The sequence below is a fragment of the Pseudomonas sp. MWU16-30317 genome (assembly GCF_020515695.1).
Classification (GTDB): domain Bacteria; phylum Pseudomonadota; class Gammaproteobacteria; order Pseudomonadales; family Pseudomonadaceae; genus Aquipseudomonas.
The window spans coordinates 45,689-68,514 of sequence record NZ_JAIWJA010000010.1; the positions used below are offsets into that span (position 1 = coordinate 45,689).

Annotated in this window: 22 protein-coding genes and 1 tRNA gene; 11 read left to right on the forward strand and 12 right to left on the reverse strand. The window is 61.1% G+C overall.

Annotation, left to right across the window (positions count from 1 at the left end; genetic code table 11):
• Positions 1–44: 44 nt before the first annotated feature.
• From fadA to LIX93_RS23830, 3 genes are all read right to left on the reverse strand, one after another.
• Positions 45–1,220, reverse strand: coding sequence for an acetyl-CoA C-acyltransferase FadA (gene fadA, locus LIX93_RS23820; RefSeq protein ID WP_226506524.1), 1,176 nt, complete (start codon positions 1,218–1,220; stop codon positions 45–47).
• Between the two features lie 30 nt (positions 1,221–1,250).
• Positions 1,251–3,398, reverse strand: coding sequence for a fatty acid oxidation complex subunit alpha FadB (fadB, locus tag LIX93_RS23825; RefSeq protein WP_226506525.1), 2,148 nt, complete (start codon positions 3,396–3,398; stop codon positions 1,251–1,253).
• 518 nt (positions 3,399–3,916) lie between these two features.
• The gene (locus LIX93_RS23830; protein WP_226506526.1) at positions 3,917–4,354 is read right to left on the reverse strand and encodes a hypothetical protein; all 438 of its coding nucleotides are present in this window, start codon (positions 4,352–4,354) and stop codon (positions 3,917–3,919) included.
• A 109-nt stretch (positions 4,355–4,463) separates the two neighbouring features.
• On the opposite strand from LIX93_RS23830, the gene LIX93_RS23835 reads away from it, so the two are divergent.
• A complete protein-coding gene (locus LIX93_RS23835; RefSeq protein WP_226506527.1) occupies positions 4,464–4,919 on the forward strand; it encodes a universal stress protein in 456 nt (151 codons plus the stop codon).
• A 96-nt stretch (positions 4,920–5,015) separates the two neighbouring features.
• Here the strand turns inward: LIX93_RS23835 and LIX93_RS23840 are convergent, their stop codons facing one another.
• Entirely contained in the window at positions 5,016–6,938 is a 1,923-nt protein-coding gene (locus LIX93_RS23840; RefSeq protein ID WP_226506528.1) for an ATP-binding cassette domain-containing protein, read from the reverse strand.
• A 241-nt stretch (positions 6,939–7,179) separates the two neighbouring features.
• Here LIX93_RS23840 and LIX93_RS23845 point away from each other — a divergent pair, with 241 nt between their 5' ends.
• Positions 7,180–9,108, forward strand: a complete 1,929-nt coding sequence (locus LIX93_RS23845) for a transglycosylase SLT domain-containing protein (protein WP_226506529.1) — start codon at positions 7,180–7,182, stop codon at positions 9,106–9,108.
• Between the two features lie 142 nt (positions 9,109–9,250).
• On the opposite strand, the gene LIX93_RS23850 is transcribed toward LIX93_RS23845, so the two are convergent.
• Together LIX93_RS23850 and LIX93_RS23855 are read right to left on the reverse strand one after the other, a co-directional pair.
• Positions 9,251–10,054, reverse strand: coding sequence for an MOSC domain-containing protein (locus tag LIX93_RS23850; protein ID WP_226506530.1), 804 nt, complete (start codon positions 10,052–10,054; stop codon positions 9,251–9,253).
• A 99-nt stretch (positions 10,055–10,153) separates the two neighbouring features.
• Positions 10,154–11,083: a chemotaxis protein CheV gene (locus LIX93_RS23855; RefSeq protein WP_226506531.1), complete on the reverse strand. Its 930-nt coding sequence runs from the start codon at positions 11,081–11,083 to the stop codon at positions 10,154–10,156.
• A 367-nt stretch (positions 11,084–11,450) separates the two neighbouring features.
• Between LIX93_RS23855 and LIX93_RS23860 the strand changes: the two genes are divergently transcribed.
• Together LIX93_RS23860 and LIX93_RS23865 are read left to right on the forward strand one after the other, a co-directional pair.
• Complete coding sequence (locus LIX93_RS23860; protein WP_226506532.1) at positions 11,451–11,885, forward strand: histidine kinase; 435 nt, start codon at positions 11,451–11,453, stop codon at positions 11,883–11,885.
• Positions 11,886–12,040: 155 nt separating this feature from the next.
• Positions 12,041–12,697 carry a response regulator transcription factor gene (locus tag LIX93_RS23865; protein WP_226506533.1) on the forward strand — a complete coding sequence of 219 codons (657 nt, stop codon included), beginning with the start codon at positions 12,041–12,043 and terminating at the stop codon, positions 12,695–12,697.
• Here LIX93_RS23865 and yegS read toward each other — a convergent pair.
• Positions 12,681–13,580, reverse strand: coding sequence for a lipid kinase YegS (gene yegS / locus LIX93_RS23870; protein ID WP_226506534.1), 900 nt, complete (start codon positions 13,578–13,580; stop codon positions 12,681–12,683). The genes LIX93_RS23865 and yegS overlap by 17 nt on opposite strands.
• Positions 13,581–14,018: 438 nt before the next feature.
• Here yegS and LIX93_RS23875 point away from each other — a divergent pair, with 438 nt between their 5' ends.
• Positions 14,019–15,476: a mannose-1-phosphate guanylyltransferase/mannose-6-phosphate isomerase gene (locus tag LIX93_RS23875; RefSeq protein ID WP_226506535.1), complete on the forward strand. Its 1,458-nt coding sequence runs from the start codon at positions 14,019–14,021 to the stop codon at positions 15,474–15,476.
• 6 nt (positions 15,477–15,482) lie between these two features.
• On the opposite strand, the gene glp is transcribed toward LIX93_RS23875, so the two are convergent.
• Both glp and moaB read right to left on the reverse strand, forming a co-directional pair.
• Complete coding sequence (gene glp, locus LIX93_RS23880) at positions 15,483–16,670, reverse strand: gephyrin-like molybdotransferase Glp (RefSeq protein WP_226506536.1); 1,188 nt, start codon at positions 16,668–16,670, stop codon at positions 15,483–15,485.
• A 22-nt stretch (positions 16,671–16,692) separates the two neighbouring features.
• Complete coding sequence (gene moaB / locus LIX93_RS23885) at positions 16,693–17,232, reverse strand: molybdenum cofactor biosynthesis protein B (RefSeq protein WP_226506537.1); 540 nt, start codon at positions 17,230–17,232, stop codon at positions 16,693–16,695.
• Between the two features lie 77 nt (positions 17,233–17,309).
• Between moaB and mobA the strand changes: the two genes are divergently transcribed.
• The 3 genes from mobA to LIX93_RS23900 all read left to right on the forward strand — a co-directional run bounded on the left by mobA (position 17,310) and on the right by LIX93_RS23900 (position 18,404).
• Positions 17,310–17,921, forward strand: a complete 612-nt coding sequence (mobA, locus tag LIX93_RS23890; protein ID WP_226506538.1) for a molybdenum cofactor guanylyltransferase MobA — start codon at positions 17,310–17,312, stop codon at positions 17,919–17,921.
• Between the two features lie 82 nt (positions 17,922–18,003).
• Positions 18,004–18,225 (forward strand): YgdI/YgdR family lipoprotein, encoded by a 222-nt coding sequence (locus LIX93_RS23895; protein WP_226506539.1) that lies wholly within the window; start codon positions 18,004–18,006, stop codon positions 18,223–18,225.
• 102 nt (positions 18,226–18,327) lie between these two features.
• Positions 18,328–18,404, forward strand: a tRNA-Pro gene (locus tag LIX93_RS23900).
• A 506-nt stretch (positions 18,405–18,910) separates the two neighbouring features.
• Here the strand turns inward: LIX93_RS23900 and LIX93_RS23905 are convergent.
• The 3 genes from LIX93_RS23905 to LIX93_RS23915 form a co-directional block, all read right to left on the reverse strand.
• Positions 18,911–19,831: a pseudouridine synthase gene (locus tag LIX93_RS23905; RefSeq protein ID WP_226506540.1), complete on the reverse strand. Its 921-nt coding sequence runs from the start codon at positions 19,829–19,831 to the stop codon at positions 18,911–18,913.
• A 37-nt stretch (positions 19,832–19,868) separates the two neighbouring features.
• Positions 19,869–20,123, reverse strand: a complete 255-nt coding sequence (locus LIX93_RS23910) for a glutaredoxin family protein (protein ID WP_226506541.1) — start codon at positions 20,121–20,123, stop codon at positions 19,869–19,871.
• Between the two features lie 73 nt (positions 20,124–20,196).
• A complete protein-coding gene (locus LIX93_RS23915) occupies positions 20,197–21,405 on the reverse strand; it encodes an ammonium transporter (RefSeq protein ID WP_226506542.1) in 1,209 nt (402 codons plus the stop codon).
• A gap of 216 nt (positions 21,406–21,621) precedes the next feature.
• Between LIX93_RS23915 and LIX93_RS23920 the strand changes: the two genes are divergently transcribed.
• The 3 genes from LIX93_RS23920 to LIX93_RS23930 are packed head-to-tail and all read left to right on the forward strand — an operon-like array spanning position 21,622 to position 22,684.
• Positions 21,622–21,936: a DUF883 family protein gene (locus tag LIX93_RS23920; RefSeq protein WP_226506543.1), complete on the forward strand. Its 315-nt coding sequence runs from the start codon at positions 21,622–21,624 to the stop codon at positions 21,934–21,936.
• Positions 21,937–21,938: 2 nt separating this feature from the next.
• Entirely contained in the window at positions 21,939–22,322 is a 384-nt protein-coding gene (locus tag LIX93_RS23925; RefSeq protein ID WP_226506544.1) for a phage holin family protein, read from the forward strand.
• Positions 22,319–22,684: a hypothetical protein gene (locus LIX93_RS23930; protein ID WP_226506545.1), complete on the forward strand. Its 366-nt coding sequence runs from the start codon at positions 22,319–22,321 to the stop codon at positions 22,682–22,684. Before LIX93_RS23925 ends, LIX93_RS23930 begins: the two co-directional genes overlap by 4 nt.
• The last annotated feature ends 142 nt before the right edge of the window (positions 22,685–22,826 follow it).

Consider the following 22,826-nt stretch of genomic DNA (forward strand, 5'->3'; position numbering starts at 1 on the left):
AACAAAAACCGGGGCACCTGGCCCCGGCTTTCACACCGCTGCGATCAGATTCGTTCGAAGACGGTGGTGATGCCCTGGCCCAGACCAATGCACATGGTAGACACCCCGAGGGTGCCGCCGTTCTGTTTCATCACGTTGAGCAAAGTGCCGGAAATCCGCGCACCGGAGCAGCCAAACGGATGACCCAAAGCAATGGCGCCGCCGTGCAGGTTAACCTTCTCGTTCATCTTGTCGAGCACTTTCAGATCCTTGAGCACTGGCAGGGCCTGTGCCGCGAAGGCTTCGTTGAGCTCGAAGAAGTCGATGTCGGAGATGCTCAGACCCGCGCGCTTGAGGGCTTTCTGGGTCGCTGGCACCGGACCGTAGCCCATGATCGCCGGGTCGACACCCGCGACCGCCATGGAGCGAATCACCGCCAGCGGCTGAATGCCCAGGTCCTGAGCGCGCTGGGCCGACATGACGATCATGCACGAGGCACCGTCGGTAATCTGCGAGGACGTACCTGCCGTTACCGTACCACCTTTGGGGTTGAACGCCGGCTTGAGAGCCGCAAGGCTTTCAAGGGTGGTGTCGGGACGGATGGTCTCGTCATAGTCGAAGACTTTGAGGAACCCGTTTTCGTCATACCCCTGCATCGGGATGATTTCATCCTTGAACTTGCCTTCCAGCGTGGCCTTGTGAGCCAACTGATGGGAGCGCAAGCCGAAAGCGTCCTGAGCCTCGCGGGTGATGCCGTGCATCTTGCCAAGCATTTCGGCGGTCAAGCCCATCATGCCCGAAGCCTTGGCCGCGTAGAGCGACAGGTGCGGGTTGGGATCGACGCCATGCATCATGCTGACGTGCCCCATGTGCTCGACGCCGCCGATGACGAAGACATCACCGTTGCCCGTCATGATCGCCTGCGCCGCGGTGTGCAGCGCGCTCATCGACGAACCGCACAGGCGGCTGACGGTTTGCGCCGCCGATGTGTGCGGGATCGGCGTCATCAGTGAGGCCATGCGGGCGATGTTCCAGCCCTGCTCCAGGGTCTGGTTGACGCAGCCCCAGATCACGTCCTCGACTTCGTTCGGGTCGACCTTGGGGTTGCGTGCCAGCAACTCGGTGATCAAGTGCGCCGACATGTCCTCGGCGCGGGTATTGCGGTGCATGCCGCCCTTGGAGCGGCCCATGGGAGTACGACCGAAGTCGACAATCACCACATCTCTTGGATTCAAGCTCATAAATTCTATCTCGCTCAGGTGTCGGGCGGCTCAGCCGAAGAAACGCTGGCCGTTGCTGGCCATTGCACGCAGTTTTTCGGTGGGTTGGTAAAGCGGCCCCAGTTCGGCGTACTTGTCAGCCAGGGCGACGAACTCGGCCACGCCGACTGCATCGATATAGCGCAACGCACCGCCACGGAACGGCGGGAAGCCAATGCCATAGACCAGGCCCATGTCGGCCTCGGCGGCGGTTTCGACGATGCCATCTTCCAGGCAACGCACTGTCTCGAGGCACAGCGGGATCATCATCCAGTTGATGATGTCCTCGTCGCTGAGCTCGCGCTGTTCATAGATCACGGGTTTGAGTACGTCCAACACCGCCGCATCGAATACCTTCTTCGGCTTGCCGCTCTTGTCGGTTTCATACGAATAGAAGCCTTTGCCGTTCTTCTGGCCCAGGCGGTTGGCTTCGTACAACACGTCGATGGCGCTGGCGCGCTCGTCCTTCATGCGGTCAGGGAAGCCTTCGGCCATAACATCACGACCGTGGTGCCCAGTGTCGATACCGACCACGTCCATCAGGTAGGCCGGGCCCATCGGCCAGCCGAACTTCTCCATGATCTTGTCGATGCGCACGAAGTCGACACCGGCGCTGACCAGACGGGCGAAGCCGCCGAAATACGGGAATAGCACACGGTTGACCAGGAAACCCGGGCAATCGTTGACGACGATTGGGTTCTTGCCCATTTTCTTCGCGTAGGCAACGGTGGTAGCGACGGCTTCCTCACTGGAATGCTCACCGCGAATGACTTCCACCAGCGGCATCATGTGCACCGGATTGAAGAAGTGCATGCCGACGAAGTCCTGTGGACGCTTGAGCGCCTTGGCCAGCAAGGTGATGGAGATGGTCGAGGTATTGGAGGCCAGGATGGTGCCCTCCTTGACCTGCCCTTCGACCTCGGCGAGCACGGCTTGCTTGACCTTGGGGTTCTCCACCACGGCCTCGATGACAATGTCGACATGGCCGAAATCGCCATAGGACAGGGTCGGACGAATGGCATTGAGCGCCTCGGCCATTTTCGCCGGGGTCAGGCGGCCTTTTTCGACACGCTTGCCCAAGAGCTTGGCGGCTTCGGCCAGACCTTGCTCGATACCTTTTTCGTTGATGTCCTTCATCAGGATCGGCGTGCCCTTGAGGGCCGACTGGTAGGCGATGCCGCCACCCATGATGCCGGCGCCGAGCACGGCGGCCTGGGACACGTTACGAGCGACCTTGTCGTAGGCCTTGGCTTTGCGCTTGAGCTCCTGATCGTTGAGGAACAGGCCGATCAGGCTCTCGGCAGCCGAGGTCTTGGCCAGTTTCACGAAACCCGCAGCTTCGACTTCGATGGCCTTGTCGCGACCGAAGTTGGCGGCTTTCTGGATGGTCTTGATGGCTTCGACCGGCGCCGGGTAGTTCGGGCCGGCCTGACCCGCAACGAAGCCCTTGGCAGTCTCGAAGGCCATCATCTGTTCGATAGCGTTGAGCTTGATCTTTTCCAGCTTGGGCTGACGCTTGGCCTTGTGATCGAACTCGCCACTGATGGCGCGGCCGAGCAGGTCCAGCGCAGCCTCGCGCAGTTTCTGCGGGACCACGACGGCGTCGACGGCACCAACTTTCAAGGCGTCATCGGCACGGTTTTCCTTGCCCGAGGCGATCCACTCGATGGCGTTGTCGACACCGATCACACGTGGCAGACGTACAGTGCCGCCAAAGCCAGGGTAGATGCCGAGCTTGACTTCGGGCAGGCCGATCTTGGCCTCGCTGGACATCACTCGGTAATCCGCTGCCAAGGCGATTTCCAGGCCGCCACCCAAGGCGATGCCGTTGATAGCGACCACAGTCGGCACGGTGAGGTCTTCGAAATCGCTGAAGATCCGGTTGACTTCGAGGTTGCCGGCGAGCAGTTCGGCGTCCGGCAGTTTGAAGTTGTCAACGAACTCGGTGATGTCGGCACCGACGATGAACACGTCCTTGCCGCTACTGACGAGCACGCCTTTGACCGAGGCATCGGCCTTTATGGCCTCGATGGCCTGGCGCAGCTCGCTCAGGGTCAGACGGTTGAATTTGTTGACGGACTCGCCCTTGAGGTCGAACTTGAGTTCGACGATGCCGCTTTCAAGAGCCGTAACCGTGATGGCTTTACCTTCGTAAATCATCAACTGATCTCCAGGATAGGGGAGCTGAACGGTACACGCCGAGCGCGGACTGCTGGCTTGCCGAGGCGATGAAGCCTTGGCACGAACCCGCATCTGCATCACCCGTCGGCGCTTATTGTAGGGATTGTGTAGAACGTCGTTTGCTGGCAAACGCTCAATTCATACGCCCGTTTGATTGGGGTACGCACACCTTCACGGAAATTCGCCCGATTGTCAATCGGACTAAACGTGCGGCATCTGCCCGACTTGACGGTCACTTTTTGAACGGCATACAGCGCCAACCGCACCACCGGTGGACGGTGCGTACAGACATACAATAGCAGGCCGGGATGACAGGTTGGCCGCGAACAACCCGCAGGAAAAATTGCTAGCGATGATCGAAATAGGCGAGATTTTTATTTTTCACAGGCGTATCATCGCCTCCATCGAATTACCGGCCTGCCTGGCCACACCCAGCCCGACGCTTGCTATCGGGCTTTTTATTGCCTGCGATTTGCCACTTCCCGCTCCCACTGCGATCACGCGAGCGCTTCAAGCACCTTAGCAATGTCTTGAAGCACTTCTTCTTCGCCCTTCTCGCCCCAGTACAACGACAGCAGTTGCGGCCCTGCTTCTATCTTGAACACGTTGCCCGGCAGCCGCGCGAATAGCGCCTGCAGGTGCGGTTCCTGCAAGGGCTCGCGCCATTGATTGAGCCATTGGCCGGGCGTGCTTTGCCAATAGGCCCACTGGTCCGTCCGGCCCTGGCGACGCGGCCGATGGTACTGCGCACAGGGATCTGGCGCCGGCTGGCCCAGCCAGTGTGGCCATTGCACAGGCGTCAGTTGCATTGCCAGGCCCATACGCCGCGCGGCCATGCGCAAGCTCATCTTGCCGCTCTGATTACGGCTCGGCCGCAGCCAGGCCAGCGGACTTAAAATCAGCGCAAGGATTGACAGCACTATCCAGACCGTCATATGAGTAGCCCCCACAAAGCGTTGTGAAATGAGTAGCTTGGCGGTGTTTTGACCCGCTCGGCTGGAAACCGGCCATACTTAGGCCAATAGAATCGTCTGGAGTGCTCTCATGTCCTACCAACATATTCTGGTCGCCGTGGACCTGACCGAGGAATGCGACCCGGTCATCAAGCGCGCCCGGGATCTCGCCGGGTTGTCCCAGGCCAAGCTGTCCCTGGTACATATCGTCGAACCCATGGCCATGGCGTTCGGTGGCGACGTGCCGATGGACCTCTCGCAACTGCAACAGCAGCAGTTCGACCAGGCCAAGGAGCGCCTGGAACGGCTGATTACCAAGTATCCGGAACTGACCAAGGAAAACTCGCACCTGACCTATGGTCAGCCGCGACAGGAAATCCATGGCCTGGCCAAGGAACAGAACTGCGACTTGATCGTCGTGGGCAGCCACGGCCGCCATGGCCTGGCATTGCTGCTGGGGTCGACGGCCAATGACATCCTGCATGGCGCGTCGTGCGACGTGCTTGCCGTGCGCCTGGTAAAAGACAAGCCCACCGAAAAAGCCTGATCAAATGCCTGTTGTGGGAGCGGCCTCTGCTCGCGAAGCTTGGATCTGAAGAGCTTCGCGGGCCGAGCCCGCTCCCGCCGAGCGCGGACGCAAGTCTCAGCTATCGAGTTCAGCCCAGCGCTCGACCAGGCCATCCAATTGCACCTGAGCCAGTTCCAGCTGCGCCAACACTGCGCTAGTCTGCTCCGACGACTTCTGATAGAAGGTCGGCGAGGCGATATCGGCTTCCAGTGCGGCGATCTTCTGCTCCGCCTCGTCGATCTGGCTCGGCAGCATCTCCAGCTCGCGCTGCAACTTGTAGCTGAGCTTTTTCTTCGCCGGTGCGACGGCTTGCGCGGCAGGCGCTACAGCCGCTTCGGTTTTTTCGACTACCGCACTATTGAGCTCGGCCTTGCCGGATTTGTTTTCGGTCACGCCCAACAGACGCGGCGAGCCGCCCTGACGGATCCAGTCCTGGTAACCACCAACGTACTCGCGCACCAGGCCCTCGCCTTCGAACACCAGGGTGCTGGTGACCACGTTGTCGAGGAATGCCCGGTCGTGGCTGACCATCAGCACGGTGCCCTTGAAGTTCGACAGCACTTCTTCAAGCAGCTCCAGCGTCTCGACGTCGAGGTCGTTGGTCGGTTCGTCGAGCACCAGCAGGTTGGCCGGCTTGCTGAACAGCTTGGCCAGCAAGAGCCGCGCACGCTCACCGCCCGACAGGGCCTTGACCGGCGTACGTGCGCGCTGCGGACTGAACAGGAAATCGCCCAGGTAGCTCAGCACGTGACGACTCTGACCGTCGATATCGATGAAATCGCGGCCTTCGGCGAGGTTGTCGATCACGGTCTTTTCCAGATCCAGTTGCATGCGCATCTGGTCGAAATAGGCCACTTCGATCTTGGTCCCCTCGCTGACCGTGCCGCTCGACGGCTGCAGGTCGCCGAGCATCAGCTTGAGCAAGGTGGTCTTGCCGGTGCCGTTGGCACCCAGCAGGCCAATGCGATCCTGGCGCTGCAGGACCATGGAGAAGTCCTTGACCAGGAACGGGCCACCCGGGTGGGCGAAGCTGACGTTCTCGAGAACCATTACCTGCTTGCCCGACTTCTCGGCCACGTCGAGCTGGATATTGGCCTTGCCCGTGCGTTCACGCCGGTCACTGCGTTCGTTGCGCAACGCCTTGAGGGCACGCACGCGGCCTTCGTTGCGGGTGCGGCGGGCCTTGATGCCCTGGCGAATCCAGACTTCTTCCTGGGCCAGCTTCTTGTCGAACAAGGCGTTGGCTGTTTCTTCAGCGGCCAGCGCGGCCTCTTTGTGCACCAGGAAGCTGGCATAGTCGCCGTTCCAGTCGATCAGACCGCCCCGGTCCAGCTCGAGGATGCGCGTGGCCAGGTTCTGCAGGAAGGAACGGTCGTGAGTGATGAACAGCACGGCGCCGCCAAAACCGCTCAGGGCCTCTTCGAGCCAGGCGATCGCACCGATATCCAGGTGGTTGGTCGGTTCGTCGAGCAGCAGCAGGTCGGGCTCGGAGACCAGCGCCTGGGCCAGCAACACGCGCCGGCGCCAGCCACCGGACAGTTCGGCCAGGGTCTTGTCGGCCGGCAGTTGCAGGCGGCTCAGGGTGCTGTCGACCAGTTGCTGCAGGCGCCAGCCGTCTCGGGCTTCGAGGTCGGACTGAACATGCATGAGCTTGGTCAGGTCTTCATCGGTGACGATGTTCTGGCTCAGGTGATGGTATTCGGCGAGCAATGCGCCAACGCCATCCAGGCCTTCGGCAACCACGTCGAATACCGTGCGCTCGTCGGCGCGCGGGAGCTCCTGAGGCAGCTCGCCGATCTTCAGCCCGGGGGCGCGCCAGACGGAGCCTTCATCGGGCTTCTGGTCGCCTTTGACCAGATGCATCATGCTCGACTTGCCAGTGCCGTTGCGGCCGATGATGCACACCCGCTCTCCTCGGGCGATCTGCCAGGACACTTTGTCCAACAACGGCATCGCGCCGAAAGCGAGGGACACTTCGCTTAATTTGAGCAGGGTCATGAGCTTCTCCAAAATCGGGGGCGCATTCTACCCGTTATACGGGCTCAGCGCAGTAAGTGACGCGATAATGACACGCCCCACAGCCACGGCGCAGACAATCCGACCGCTCACAATCAGATACAAGCACAGCGCTTTCATCGCGAGAGGCTAAAGGCTAAGCTACAGCGCTATTGTGTAACACCCATGGTATGTGACGCCGTGCATGGCGCCGCCTGTTCTGTTTTATCTGCCCGGAAGTCTCATGCGCAGTCGCCTGTTCTGTCTGTTGTCCTGCCTTGTCTTGTCCACGCTCGCGATCAACAGTGCCCAGGCAGTCGACCTGACACTTCAACGCCAGTACTACGACGATGCCAAACGCGCCTTGGCCAAGGGTGATTCCGGGCCCTACTTGCGCAATCGCGCGGCGCTGGCCGACTACCCGCTGGAATCGTACCTGGCCTACGACGAGCTCACCGCTCGCCTGAACACCGCCAGTAACGAAGAAATCGAGCAATTCCTCGCCCAGCACGGCGATCTGCCTCAAGCCAACTGGATGATTCTGCGCTGGCTGCGCATGCTGGCCGACCGTGGCGATTGGGACACCTTCGCAAAGTACTATGACCCCAAGCTCAATTTCACCGAACTGGACTGCCTCAACGGTCAATACCAACTGAGCCATAACCTGCGCGCCGAAGGCTATGCCACCGCCGAAAAACTCTGGAACGTCGGCAAGGACCAGCCCACCACCTGCGACCCGCTGTTCGCACGCTGGGCCGCCGAAGGCCAACTGACTGAACAGAAACGCTGGAATCGCGCCAAACTGGCGGCCCAGGCACGCAATTACGCGCTGGCCACACGCCTGGTCAACAGCCTCAACACCCTCGCCCCGCAAGGTAAACTCCTCCTCAGCGTGGCGCAAAAGCCCGAACTGCTGAGCCAGCCGGGCCTGTTCGTGCCGGCCGACGAAGCCATGTCCGACGTCGTCAGCCTGGGTTTGCGCCGGCTCGCCAAGCAGGACCCGGATCAGGCCATGGGCGAGCTGGACAACTATGCCAGCTCCATGCGCTTCTCCCGCGACGAAAAGGTCGCCATCGCTCGCGAAATCGGCCTGACCCTGGCCCGCCGCTACGATCCGCGCGCCCTGGACCTGATGACCCAGTACGACCCGGAACTAGTCGACGACACCGTCACCGAATGGCGCCTGCGTCTGCTATTGCGCCTGGGCCGCTGGCAGGATGCGTACGACCTCACCCGCAAGCTGCACGGCGACCTGGCCGCCAGCAATCGCTGGCACTACTGGCAGGCCCGCGCACTCGAGCTGGCACAACCGCAAAATCCGCAAGTACCGGCCTTGTACAAGGTGGTCGCGAGGGAGCGTGATTTCTATGGCTTCCTGGCTGCCGACCGAATTCAAGCGCCCTATCAGGTACTCAACAAGCCGCTGGTTTTGACTCCGCAGACCGTCACCACCGTTCGCAAGGCCCCCGGCATCCAGCGCGCTCTGGAGCTGCTCGACCGAGGTCAAGTGGTCGATGCGCGCCGCGAGTGGTATCACGCCACTCGCCGCTTCAGCCGCGACGAGATGGTCGCCCAGGCGAAGATGGCCTACGACATGGGCTGGTACTTCCCTGCCATCCGTACCATCAGCCAGGCGCAATACTGGGATGACCTGACCATTCGCTTCCCGATGGCACACCGCGACGCTCTGGTACGCGAAGCCGGCCTGCGGGGTTTGCATTCGAGCTGGGTATTTGCCATCACCCGCCAGGAATCGGCCTTTATGGAAGATGCCCGTTCCGGCGTCGGCGCCATGGGCCTGATGCAGTTGATGCCAGCCACCGCCAAGGAAACCTCGCGCAAGTTCAGCATCCCGCTGGCCTCGCCCGCGCAGGTGCTGGATCCGGACAAAAACATCCAGCTGGGTGCTGCCTACCTGAGCTCGGTACACGCGCAGTTCAATGGCAATCGGGTGCTCGCTACCGCCGCTTACAATGCCGGGCCCGGCCGCGTGCGCCAGTGGCTCAAGGGCGCCAATCACTTGAGCTTCGACGTATGGGTCGAGTCGATCCCCTTCGATGAAACCCGTCAGTACGTGCAAAACGTCCTGTCGTATGCAGTCATCTATGGACAGAAGCTCAACGCGCCGCAACCGATCGTCGACTGGCATGAGCGGTTCTTCGACGATCTTTGACGGTAGCTCGATCAGCGCTGGCAACATTGGCGTTGTCGCAGGCAAGCCTTGCTCCCACAGGTGTTTGACTCAAGGTGGGTCAACACTGTGCAAGCAAGGGTTGCCCGCGAAGAGGCCGGTCTGCCCGACCACGCTCTGCGCACTATTCCAGAATCTCGACAGCCATCCCAACCTGCAGATGCCCTGCACCATCCGGCACCAGGTTCTGGCCGAACATGATGCCGTCGCTTTGCTTGCGATAAGTCAGCAGCGTTGTCATAGGTTCGCGATCGGCACTGCGCTCGCCGGTCAGCGGATCCAGTGTAGTGAGGATGCAGCGGCTGCAGGGCTTGACCACCCGAAAATCGGTTTGGCCGATACGGATGCGCTTCCAGCCATCCTCCGCGAACGCTTCGCTCCCCCCAATCACCAGGTTGGGTCGAAAGCGCAGCATTTCCATCGGCCGTCCGATACGGCTTGACAGATCTTCCAGCGACGCCTGACCGATCAGCAATAACGGAAAGCCATCGGCAAAGGCCACCCTGTCCCCCGGCTCACCATAGCCCGCCTCTACAGTCCGCGCCCGCGCCTCAGGCACTTGCACCAGGCGAGTCGGCTTGCCTATGAACTCGCTCAACCAGGCTGCGGCAGCGTCACCGGCATCCGGCACCCGCAGCGAGTCTTTCCAGATAGTCACACCGCGCAGGTTCTGGTCAGCCGCAGGCAGCGCCACCGACAGGGCAGGCATACCTGCAGCACTGAGGGTCAGCCCACCGCTGTCGGTATAGCGCGCACCGAGCTGGCTCATTTTGCCAACGGCGCGCTGAGTGAGGAAACGCCCGGTGGCTTCGTCGACCAGCATCCAGCGTCGGTCACCCTGCAAGCCGAGCAGGTCGACGGCCGAACCTTGCAACGGCTCGGCGATGGCGGACTTGAGGGGATAGCGGTAGAGGGCGCTCAGGTGCATGGTAGTGCCTTGCGATGACGAGAAAAATGCAGTCTATCGCAAGCGATCCTGCGCCCGAAGGCGCAATTGGCAGGAAATGAAAAGCGGCGCAGCCGCGAATCAATGCTGGTCGAGCATCAGCCGTTCGCGCACCACTTCCACCAGCCGATCGGGCTGGAATTTGGAGAGGAAGTTGTCGCAACCGACTTTCTTCACCATCGACTCGTTGAAACTGCCCGACAACGACGTGTGCAACACTACATACAAGCCACGCAGACGGGGATCCTGACGGATTTCGGTGGTCAAGCGATAACCGTCCATTTCCGGCATTTCAGCGTCAGTGAAGACCATCAGTAGCTTGTCGGTCATGTTCTCGCCACTGTCGGCCCAGGCCTTGAGTTTCTGCAGGCCCTTGAGCCCGTCACTGGCGGTGTGCAGCTTCAATCCCAGTTGCGACAGGGTACCGCGCAGCTGGGACAGGGCGACGCTGGAGTCATCCACCAAGAGCACCTCGCGACCGCGCGCGCGCTCGAGCACCGGGTCGGCAAGTTTTTCGCTGGACACCTTGCCGCTGTACGGGACGATCTCGGCCAGTACTTTCTCGACGTCGATGATTTCCACCAACTGCTCGTCGACCTTGCTGATGGCCGTCAGGTAATGCTGGCGACCGGCGCTGGTGGGCGGCGGCATGATCGCCTCCCAGTTCATGTTGACGATGCGGTCCACACCGCCCACCAGAAACGCCTGCACCGAGCGGTTGTACTCGGTAACGATGATGGTGCTGTTAGGCCCCGGGATCAGCGGACGCATACCGATGGCCTGAGACAGGTCGATCACCGGCAACGTTTGCCCGCGCAGGTTGACCACGCCACAGACGAAGGCATGGCGCTGAGGCATCAGCGTCAGCTTGGGCAACTGTAAAACTTCCTGAACCTTGAACACGTTGATCGCGAACAACTGGCGACCCGCCAGACGGAACATCAGGATCTCCAGGCGATTCTCACCCACCAGTTGAGTGCGTTGGTCTACCGTATCGAGAATGCCGGCCATTAAGAAAGGCTCCTGGTGATGGAACTGAGTCAATACATGGGAGTCGTATCGGCGTGGAATGTGGAAACTTGACGCACTCGTCGCTTTATATTTCACATTTGGATGATATCACTTTAATATCAAGCCACTCTACAAACCCCGCCGTTCAACATCGCGCTGACCCCTATCGGGGAATCCCCTATACCCTTGATCAGGTTTAGCCTGATATTCGGTTCTCAAGATTGTCATTAATGTGACGCCATTCTCATTGTTGAATGGAGCCTCCCCATTGGTCGCTTTCACAATTGGCAGCCCTGGCTTTCCCGTGGGCGGTGTCGTGGAACCGACGCTATGCTTTGGCGACCAGGCCGGATCCGGGAGATCGTGCATGCAAGACAACATTTCAGCGCCCGACGGGCTGGCGGAGTTTTTGCAGGACGCCAACACCCTGCTCAATCGCCTGAACGAGTGCCATAGCCACCTGGAAATGATCGGCAATGATCCTGATGCCGCTCGTGGCCTGTGCAGCGCTCTGCAGACGCTTGCCGCGCGCGCACGTCGCTTGGGTATCGCCGAACTTGCCGATTTCTCTTCGAAAATCCATTGCCTGCTCGACACCGCCCAGGCGCGAAATCGTCTTCACGACACGCCGCTCAAGACGCTGTCTGCCTGTCTGACGCACCTGGCCTGGCAACTTGAGTTGATCGACCCACGCACCGGCCGGCTCGATCTCGACTCTGAAGAGCAGACCGTACTGGTGGAAGCCCTGGCGGGGACGCTCGAAACCGAACTGCCAAGCCCGTCCCTACAGAGCAATAGCTAGTACTGACGCGTACGTACTGGGCAGTCCATTTCAAGAAATTTGAGTTTCAAAGTGTTACGATGCCGACTCAGGCGCCCCCATCCGTTCCATCGCAGGCGCTTATAGCCATCCAACTTCGGCGCATGCTCCGGGCATGCCCCTGACGGATTTTCGGCATGACCTGCAACCTCCTGCTGGTGGAAAATCATTTGTTGATCCGCGCCGGCCTGCGTGCATGGATCGATGAATTCGTCGGCTATACGGTCAGCGGAGAATGCAGCGATTGCGCGCAAATGGTGGACCGCCTGACGCAATGGGCGCCGGATATCATCCTTCTGGACCTCAAATTGGGCTTGAATCTCGGGCTGCAAGGGATCGCGCAGATGTGCGCCGTGTATCCTGCCAGCCGATTCTTGATACTTGCTGACCCCTGCGACCCACAGCTAGTACTGAAGGTCATGCAGGCGGGTGCCCAAGGCTTTCTGCTCAAAAGCGCCAATGACTCGGAGCTGCGTCAGGCACTGGATGCGCTGCGCACCGGCGAGCGCTATCTAAGCCCCAGCATTGCCCACGAGGTGCTCAGCGCGGCGCTGTCGAGCGAACAACCGCGCCAGAGCAATGCGCCCATCAGTCGCCTCACCGCCCGACAGCTGGAAATCCTGCGGTTGATCGCCCGTGGCAAATCGACGCGCGAAATGGCCACGGGCCTTGGCTTGAGCATCAAGACGGTCGAAAGCCATCGCTCGCAGATCATGAAACGCCTACAGATTTTCGACGTTGCCGGACTCGTCCTGCATGCCGTGCGCGAAGGCGTGATCAGCCTCGATGACTGAGCAGCGGTGAATGCGCGGGCAAGTGCACCCGAATCGCGCGCGGCAGCGCCTCGAAACGCAGGCTATCGCCCTGTAACGGTTCGCCATCCAGATTGATGTCCAGCCCCTGCGAGCTCTTGATCTCCACCCATGGCAGCCTTGCGCGCACGAACATTCGATCCAGCCCTAGACCGCCCGCCAGCAAATCTTTCAAGGTGCCCACCAGCTCAGTTGGCGCCGGCAGAATACTGACATCCAGCAGACCGTCGTCGGCCACCGCCTGCGGACACAGCACGTGGCCGCCACCCGCCTGACGGCCATTACCGATGCCTAGCGCGAGCATCTCACCTTGCCACTGGAAGTCCGGCCCGTGAAACTCGCCATAGGCGCTACGCAGCTCGCTGAATCGCGACAGTCCGGTGAACAGGTAGGCAGCGCCGCCCAGCACCTTTTTCAGGTCTTCGGACGTATTGGCGGTCACCTGACTGCCAAAGCCGCCCGTGGCCATATTCAAGAACATCTGCCCGCCGACCCTGCCCAGGTCGATGGCGCTGGCAGGCAGATCCAGCAACGCCAGGGCCGCGCCGGGCTCAAGCGACACCTCGGCAGCACGGGCAAAGTCATTGGCGGTACCTAATGGCAGCAACGCCAGCGTCGCCTCGGTGCCCGCCTCGGCCATGGCCTGGGCGACCTCGCGCAGGGTACCGTCGCCGCCACCTGCTATCAGATGCAGATACCCCGCAGCGAGTGCCTCCGTCACCAGGCGCTGGGCATCGCCGGCTTCCCAGGTGACCCGCACGGCAATGTGCCAGCCCCCCGCTCGCTTGTCTTCGACGGCCGTACGCACATCTTCGTTGAGGGCCTGCTTGCCATGCAGAATCAGTAGCGCCTTGCGCTCAGTCATGCTTCAGTACTCCTTCAGCTGTTCAACAAGATGTGATGTGGACCACGATAAGCAGAAAAAAAGCCATGATGGATTGAAACAATCAGTGCCATCAGGCATGATGGCACGACAAATTAATGACCCTGCCGACCAAAGGCGATTGAACTTGCCATTAATTTGACTATCATGTTGACTATATCTCGAACTGTATCCTCCTCGCCTTGACGACCTCCCAGGTCGCCATGTGGCGGTAGCATCACTGCGACCCATTACAAGTCTATCGACGCAGCCCCCCAACACGCTCCGGGCGGGCGCGCAACGCATCCTGTTTGCCTGATCCCACAGCCAGCCTCGCCTGCACGCCGCCGCGCGCCGTGCCGGTGACCATTACTGCTATCGCTCTGCACTTATCCTGCGCCGCCATGAAGGCTGTGCACTCGACCGATCATGAGGTTTCTTATGGGCACTCTTATTCCTTGCATCATCTCTGGCGGCGCTGGCACACGCTTGTGGCCCGTTTCCCGTGAAGCCATGCCCAAGCCATTCATGCGCTTGCCAGATGGCGAGAGCCTGCTGCAAAAGACGTTCAAGCGCGCCAAGGCCCTGCCTGGCGTCGAGCGCATCGTCACGGTGACCAACCGCGAAGTGTTCTTCCGCACGCTGGACGAACAGCGTGCACTCAACCAGAAGACCCCCGTGGCGCTGGACTTCCTGCTGGAGCCCGCCGGGCGCAACACCGCGCCAGCCATTGCCGTCGCCGCACTGCACATTGCCACGCAATATGGCAGCGATGCACAAATGCTGGTATTGCCAGCCGATCACCTGATCCGCGACCAGGCCGCCTTCGAAGCCGCCGTCAGCACCGCCCAGACGCTCGCCGATCAAGGCCTGCTGGTGACCTTCGGGCTGCTGCCCACTGCACCGGAAACCGGCTTCGGCTACATCGAAAAAGGCGCTGCTATCGGCGAGGATGCTTATCAGGTTGCCTGTTTCAAGGAAAAACCTGACGCTGCTACTGCCCAGACGTACGTCGACGGCGGCCAGCACCTGTGGAACGCCGGCATGTTCTGCATGCGCGCGGGCAACATCATCGAACAGCTGGAAATTCACGCACCGGACGTACTGGAGGCCGCGCGCACTTGCCTGGCGCTCAGTCACAGCAAGGCTGGCGACAGCGAGTTGCAGCTCGAACTCGAAAGCACCACCTTCGCCCTGGCACCGGATATCTCCATCGACTACGCGGTCATGGAGCGTTCCAACCGCGTGGCGGTGATCCCTTGCCAATTGGGCTGGAGCGATATCGGTTCCTGGCAGGCGGTGCGCGAACTGACCCCCGCCGATGTCAACGGCAACCAGTGCAATGGCGAGACCGTGCTGCACGACGTGAGCAACTGCTATATCGACTCGCCTCGTCGGGTGGTAGGCGCCATAGGCCTGGACAACCTGATTATCATCGACACCCCGGACGCGCTGCTGATCGCCGACGCCAGCCGCAGCCAGGACGTCAGGCTGATCGCCCAGGAGCTCAAGCGTCAGGACCACGACGCCTACCGCCTGCACCGCACCGTGACCCGCCCGTGGGGTACCTACACCATCCTCGAGGAAGGCAAGCGCTTCAAGATCAAGCGCATCGTCGTACGTCCAGGTGGCTCGCTGTCGCTGCAGATGCATCACCACCGCAGCGAACACTGGATCGTGGTCTCGGGCATGGCGACGGTCACCAACGATGATCGCGAGTTCATGCTCGATACCAACGAGTCGACCTTCATCAAGCCAGGTCGCGTGCACCGCCTGGTCAACCCTGGGGTGATCGACCTGGTGATGATCGAGGTGCAGAGCGGCGAATACCTCGGCGAAGACGACATCGTGCGCTTCACCGATATCTACGGCCGGGTACCCGAGAAAGCCAAGAGCTGAAAACCCTCAGCCGAGTAGCTCACTCAAGGGAATGAAGACCACCGGCTCGCCGGCCTGCAAGGTCCGCTCTTCGCGCACCTCCACCAGGCCCTGAGCCCAGGCGGCACTGCGCAGCACGCCTGAACTCTGGTTGGGATAGATCACCGCCCGACCATTCTCCAGGCGTGCACGCAGGTATTCCCGACGATTGCCGGCACGCGGCCAATCGAAGCCGGCCGGCACGCTGAACTGCAAGGGTGTGACGTCCTGCACACCCAGGCGGCGCAGCAGATAGGGCCGGGCCAGCAGCGCAAATGTCACCAGCGTCGACGCCGGATTACCCGGCAACCCGATCACCGGCACCCCACGGAACTGGCCACAGGTCAGTGGCTTGCCGGGCTTGATCGCCAACTTCCAGAGCGCTAGCTCCCCCTCCTCCCGCAGCGCGATGCCGAGAAAATCAGCCTCGCCGACCGACACCCCGCCCGTACTCAAGATCAGATCGACCTCTCGCAACTCGCCCAGGCGCGCGCGGGTACGGTCCAGATCATCCGGCAAGATCCCCGCATCCACCACGTCACACCCCAAACGCGTCAGCCAGCTGATCAGCAACTGCCGATTGCTGTTGTAGATCTGCCCCGGCCCTAGCGGCTGCCCTGGCTCGACCAGTTCATCCCCCGTGGACAACACTGCCACCCGGGGCCGACGCGCCACTTGCAACTCGGCACGCCCCAACGACGCCGCCAATCCGAGTTCGATGGCACTGAGCAGGGTGCCTGCTGCTAGCACCAACTCCCCGACCCGCGTTTCCTGCCCTTGCGGTCGAACATTCTGACCGACCGTGATGGGCTCGACGAAGCGCACACGCTCGTCACCCAGGATCTCGGCGTTTTCCTGCATCTCGACACAATCGGCGCCCGCTGGCAACGGCGCCCCCGTGAAAATCCGCGCGCACGTGCCCGGCTGCAGCGGTGCTGGCGCCTGGCCCGCAAAGATACGCTGACTGACCGGCAACGGCGTACCGGTCCAGTCCGCGCATCGAAAGGCATAACCATCCATGGCGCTGTTTGGCCATGGCGGTAGATCGAGGCCGGCGACCAGGTCCTCGGCCAGCACACGACCATGAGCCGCCGCCAGCGCTACTGTCTCACGCTCGCTGATCGGGGTCGCGTCGGCCATTGCCAGCAACTGCGCCAGCGCCCGTTCCAGTGGCATCAGCGGCTTTGCCGCGCCCAACTCAGCCACGGCTGGCGCAGGGTTCGGCCTGCTTCAAGTGCACGACGAAATTGCACGGCCGATGGCGTATATCCAGTTGCTCGGCGAGGATGCCGTCCCAGCCGGTTCGACACGCATTGGTCGAGCCTGGCAAGCACACCACCAGCGTGCCGTTCGCCAGCCCGGCCAGCGCGCGCGACTGCACGGTAGAAGTGCCGATATCGGCCACGGAAATCTGCCGAAACAGCTCACCAAAACCATCCACTTGCTTGTCGAGCAGGCAGCTGACGGCTTCCGGGGTGCTGTCGCGCCCGGTGAAGCCGGTGCCGCCCGTGATCAACACCACTTGCACCACGTCTTCAGCAATCCAGTGCGCGACCTGGGCGCGAATGCGGTACAGATCATCCTTGAGCAACACGCGCTCGGCCAGTGAGTGACCGGCAGCGGTCAATCGATCGACGAACAGCTGACCTGAGGTATCGGTTTCCAGCGTGCGTGTGTCGCTGACAGTGAGTACCGCAATATTGAGCGGCACAAAAGGTACATCGGCCTTGGGCTTCATGGGCTAGGTCCAGTTGTTCAAATAGATGCGCGGTGTTATATCACAGCCTCGCTTCCCTACGCCTGCCGAGACCCGCCATGCCTGCTGATCTGCCTTTGACACCCTGCTCGGTACTGCTGCTGGCCGGCGGCCGGGGCCAGCGCATGGGCGGTCGCGACAAGGGCTTGGTGCACTGGCGCGGCCAGCCGCTGATTGCGCATTTGCAGGCACTGGTGCGATCGCTGGGCGATGACCTGATCATCTCTTGCAACCGTAACCCTGCGCAGTACGCCGCGTATGCGGATCGGCTGGTCAGTGACGACAGCGATGACTTCCCTGGCCCTCTGGCGGGTATCCGCGCGGGCCTGGCCGTGGCTCGCCATACCCATCTGCTGGTATTGCCCTGTGACGTCCCGGGCCTGGACGCCTCGCTGCTGCAAGGCCTGTTGCAGTGCGCGGCTCGGCACCCCCAGCAGCCCGTGATGGTGCGTCATGGTGAACACTGGGAGCCGTTGATTTGCGTCATTCCGGTGATGCACGCGGCGCTGTTCGAAAGCGCCTGGCATGCAGGCGAGCGCAGCCCGCGCAAGATCCTCCTGGCACTGGACGCGCAGCCGCTGCAATGCCTGCCTGACGACCCACGCCTGGCCAATCTCAATACCCCTGAAGCCCTCGCGCAAACGCACGGTGGTGGCAACGCAAGTATTTAAGAGGTCAGTTATCGATGGAACTTACATTCGCAAACGGGCGTCCGAACAGAGGAGAACAAGCATTACTTACCGGAGAACACCCATGAACCACCGTATTCTGCCCGCCGTCCTGCTCGCTTTGGGCCTTGCCACCCTCGCTGGCTGCGCCAACCCTAGCGTTATCACCCTGAACGACGGGCGTGAAATCCAGACCACCGACACGCCGAAGTATGACGATGACACCGGCTTCTACCAGTTCAAGCAACTGGACGGTAAAGAGACCAAGGTCAACAAGGATCAGGTGCGCACCGTCAAGGAGCTGTGATTCATTGGCCGCTGGATGCGTGATCAAAGACACGCATCCGCGCCGGTGCTTCAAGGATGATCTGCCAAGTGACAACATGCGGTTCGAACGCAATGTCGATTTCGGGGTGTAGCGCAGCCAGGTAGCGCGTCTCGTTCGGGACGAGAAGGCCGCAGGTTCGAATCCTGTCTCCCCGACCAGATTCATGACGGTGGCTTGGGCCGCTGTTGACAAGAAGCTCGCACACAGCGGGCTTTTTTGTTGCGCGGTATTTTCGCTGGAGGTGGGGTGTGGTCCTTTGCTGCGGGCCTGTGCGGTTCGCCCTGCCCATTGGCCCTTCGCTTAGGCTCAGGGTTCCCGCGTTCCGGCACCTGAAGAGAGGGCACGGCGCAATAGGCCATCCATGGCCTAACGCGCCTGACCCGGCATCCTGCCGGGATCGCCCTCTCTTCAGGCGCCTCCACGCGGCCTGCTGGAGGGGCGAGCCGCACAGGCCCCCAGCAAAGGACCAGCCGAGATTTGAGCGATTTCATGAAAGAGCAGACACCACCAATGTCACTGTTCTGCTTTCTAGTCGGCCTTGGGTTCGCCGCCCCATCCAGCAGGCCGCGTGCCGGAGCGCAGGCACCCTGAGCCTAGGCGAAGGGCCAATGCTGGGGCGGCGAACCCAAGGCCGGCTCGAAAGCAGAACCACCCAAAATCCCAATCAACCCCGCCCAACAAAACCGTCATCCAACAATTGCAACCGCAACGCGCTCTCGAACTGGCGTGATTCACCGCTCAACGGATCATCGAATCGCAGCCCCCGAGCCAGCAACTGCAGCGGCTTGGCATAATCGTCCTCAGCCCCATTCGGCTGCACATCCGGATAAAACGGGTCATGCCGGATACACGCCCCCAACGACATCATGTGCACGCGCAACTGATGAGTCTTGCCGGTAATGGGAAAAAGATCATAGCGCCAGAAATCACCCATCTTCTCCCCCACCTGCACCAGGGTCTCGCTGTTGTTCGCCCCTGCCACTTCCTGCATGCGAAAAAACGGCTCGCCATGAACCAACCGGCTGCAATGCGTCAGCGGAAAATTCATGTCCGGCAACGCGGCAGCAACCGCCTGATAATGCTTGTGGATGCGCCGCGCGGGAAACAGCGACTGGTAGGCGGAGCGCGTCTCGGGATTGGCCGAGAACAGCACCAGCCCGGCGGTGTGCCGATCGATGCGATGCAGGGGCACCAGATGGGGGTTATCGAGACGCCGAATCAGGCGCCGCAGCAAGGTGTGTTCGACGTATTCACCGGTCGGCGTCACCGGGAGAAAATGCGGCTTGTCGGCCACCACCAGGTGCTCGTCGATGTGCAGAATGCTCTCCTGAGCGGGGATCACTTTCTCGTTGGGCACTTCACGAAAATAGTGAATGCGCAGGCCCTGGCGATAGGCGAGATCAACGCTGATCGGCTGCCCGCTGGCATCCAGCACGCGCCCCCGGGCGATACGGTCCAGCCACTGCTGGCGACTGATTGCCTGAAAATGCGCGCACAGACATTCCAACACCGTTACCCACGGCCCAGCCGGCAAGCTGACCGTACTGGCCTGATGATGGGAAGGATTGAAGGGCGTAGCAGTCATGACGGGCTCGGCGATCAAGGCGGTCAGGCATTATCCTTCACGCACTGCGCGGATCATAGGCCAGAAACCGCGAGATCTGCTCGGGCTCGAACGGCCAATCGAGTTCGGTGCCGGTATCAAGCCGACGCAGCACCGGAATGCGCATTTCATAGGGAGCAAGGTACTGGGGATGGTCGGCGATATCGATCAACTCGACCAACAGACCCAGCTCCACCCAAGGCATCAGTTCTGCCTCCGCCTGCTCGCACAGGTGGCACTGGGCGGTGATGAAAAGCTGGCATTCGGGGTTCATGCTCGACGCGCCCTCAACCGGTCTGAATCCTCAGTCTAGGACTCTCTGCGCACGACGACAACCCAGTGCGTCATCACTCATGCGCATTCGCTCCAATCCGGTGAATCGACAGGTCCGCGCCGTAATACTGCTGCTCCTGGCTCAAGCGGATCCCGGCCACTGCCTTGATCACGCCGTAAACCAAAAAACCTCCAACCACCGCTATCAGCACCCCGAGCGCGCTGCCGAACACTTGACTGATCAGGCTGACACCACCAAGGCCGCCTAGCGCCGTCTGGCCGAAAATGCCGCAGGCAATGCCGCCCCAGACGCCGCAGATGCCATGCAACGGCCAGACCCCGAGCACGTCATCGAATCGGCGCTGGCGCTGGGCAGCGATGAAGCACACCACAAACAGCCCACCCGCAATCGCCCCGGTCACCAGCGCACCCACCGGGTGCATCAGGTCGGAACCGGCGCACACCGCCACCAGACCGGCCAGAGGACCATTGTGCAGGAAGCCCGGATCGTTGCGGCCGACGATCAGCGCCGCCAGAGTGCCGCCGACCATGGCCATCAGCGAATTGATCGCCACCAGCCCGCTGACCGCCTGCAGGGTCTGCGCACTCATGACGTTAAAGCCGAACCAGCCGACAATCAGCACCCACGATCCCAACGCCAGAAACGGAATGTTGGACGGTGCGAAGGCCACCAGCTTGCCATCCCTATAGCGACCATCGCGCGGCCCCAGCAACAGGATCGCCGCCAGCGCCAGCCAGCCGCCCATCGCATGCACCACCACGGACCCGGCAAAATCGTGGAAACCGGCACCGAACTGCGCCTGCAACCAGGCCTGGACACCGAGGTTGCCGTTCCACATCATCCCCTCGAAGAACGGGTAGATGAAGGCTACGATCAACACCGTGGCGAACAGCTGCGGCACGAAACGCGCGCGCTCGGCGATGCCCCCGGAAATGATCGCCGGGATAGCGGCGGCGAAGGTCAATAGAAAGAAGAACTTGACCAGCGCGAAGCCATGGTCGACGTTAATCACTGCGGCAGGCTGCAAAAAGGTCACGCCATAGGCGACCCAGTAGCCGACGAAGAAGTACGCCAGGGTCGACACGGCAAAATCGCTGAGTATCTTGCACAGCGCGTTGACCTGATTCTTGTGGCGCACGGTGCCCACTTCGAGAAAGGCAAAGCCCGCGTGCATGGCCAGTACCATCACGGCACCGGCAAGAATGAACAGGGTATTGGAACCGTGGATCAGCGAATCCACAGCGCTTTGAGAGATTTCCATGAGAACGGCAGGCCTAAGGTAGTTAAAAGCACTGAAACAGGGCAAGCATGATTACTGCGCACCGATATGGTTCTTTACGGCGTGACCGCGAACCTATTTGGGGCATCTTTTCAGTAAGCGCACCAGCAAATAGCAAAAGCCGTACCAGCACTCCGGAATGAACCTTCCCGATACCTGAGTACTCGAACACCCATAACGCAATCAACGGAGAAAGACATGGTCAGCAAGACAGCAAAGACGGCTCAGGCAGTACTCGCGAACGACTTTCAGATCCTCGTCAAGGACGCTGAAAAACTCCTCGAACACACCGCCACGCTGGCAGGCGACCAAGCTGATGAATTGCGCGCCCAGATTCACGAAAGCCTGCTCAAGGCCAAGGAATCCCTCAAGGAAACTCAGGAATCCCTGAGCGAAAAGAGCAAGGAAGTGGTGGTTCAGGCTGAAGACTATGTACAGGCCAACCCATGGCAGTCGATCGGCATTGCCGCCGGTGTCGGCTTCCTCATCGGCCTGCTGGCGTCTCGTCGCTGATCATGGCTCTGGACAGCGATACTTCATCCAGCAGCGGCTCCACCGCACGCCGACTCGGTGCTGCGGTGCTGGGCATGCTGCACAGCCATATCGAACTGTTCGGGATCGAGCTGCAAGAGCAGAAGTCCCGCACGGTCAGCCTGCTGTTGTTCGCCGGGCTGGCCTTGGTCTTCGCCCTGCTGGCGCTGGTGGCGCTGTCTGGTCTGATCCTCATTTTATTGTGGGACAACTACCGTATTCCGGGGATGATCGGCCTGTGCATTTTCTATCTGCTGGCCGGGCTGTTCTGTGCGGTACGCCTCAAAGCGGCGATCTTCGATGAATCCTCGCCGTTCAGCGGCACCCTCGAAGAGCTGGCCAATGACCGGGAGCGCCTGTTGCCATGAGTGCCCATCCGCCGAGCAAGAATTCACGCCGGGACATGCGCAAGGCGCTGATTCGTTTGCGCCTTGAAATGCACCGCCAGGAAATTCGCCAGGAAGCTCGCAGCCTGGTCAACCCCCTCACTCGCCTCAAGGGCGCCAGTCGTTCGGTTCAGGAAGGACTGGGGATCAAGCATGCACCACTCTGGGGCATTGGCGCGGTCATGCTCATGGGCTTTTTTACCGGCAAGGGTGCAGGGTCGAGCAAGCCAGCCGCTCCTGCCGTAGTCCGTACCGAGGGCAGCGTGTCGCGCCTGCTGAAATTGAGCGCGACCTTGATGCCCTTGATCAAGCTGGTAATGAGAGGCGGCGCCGACAAACACTGATCGGCCCGCGCGGCGTGCCACTATTTGGCTACATTCTTGCAGTACATCCCCATTACGGCTGTCGTGCGCCCTGCGCATCGACGGCCGTAATGGCGTCTGACGCCTGCACCATCCGCAGCAAAAACCCACAGTGTTTAAGGAG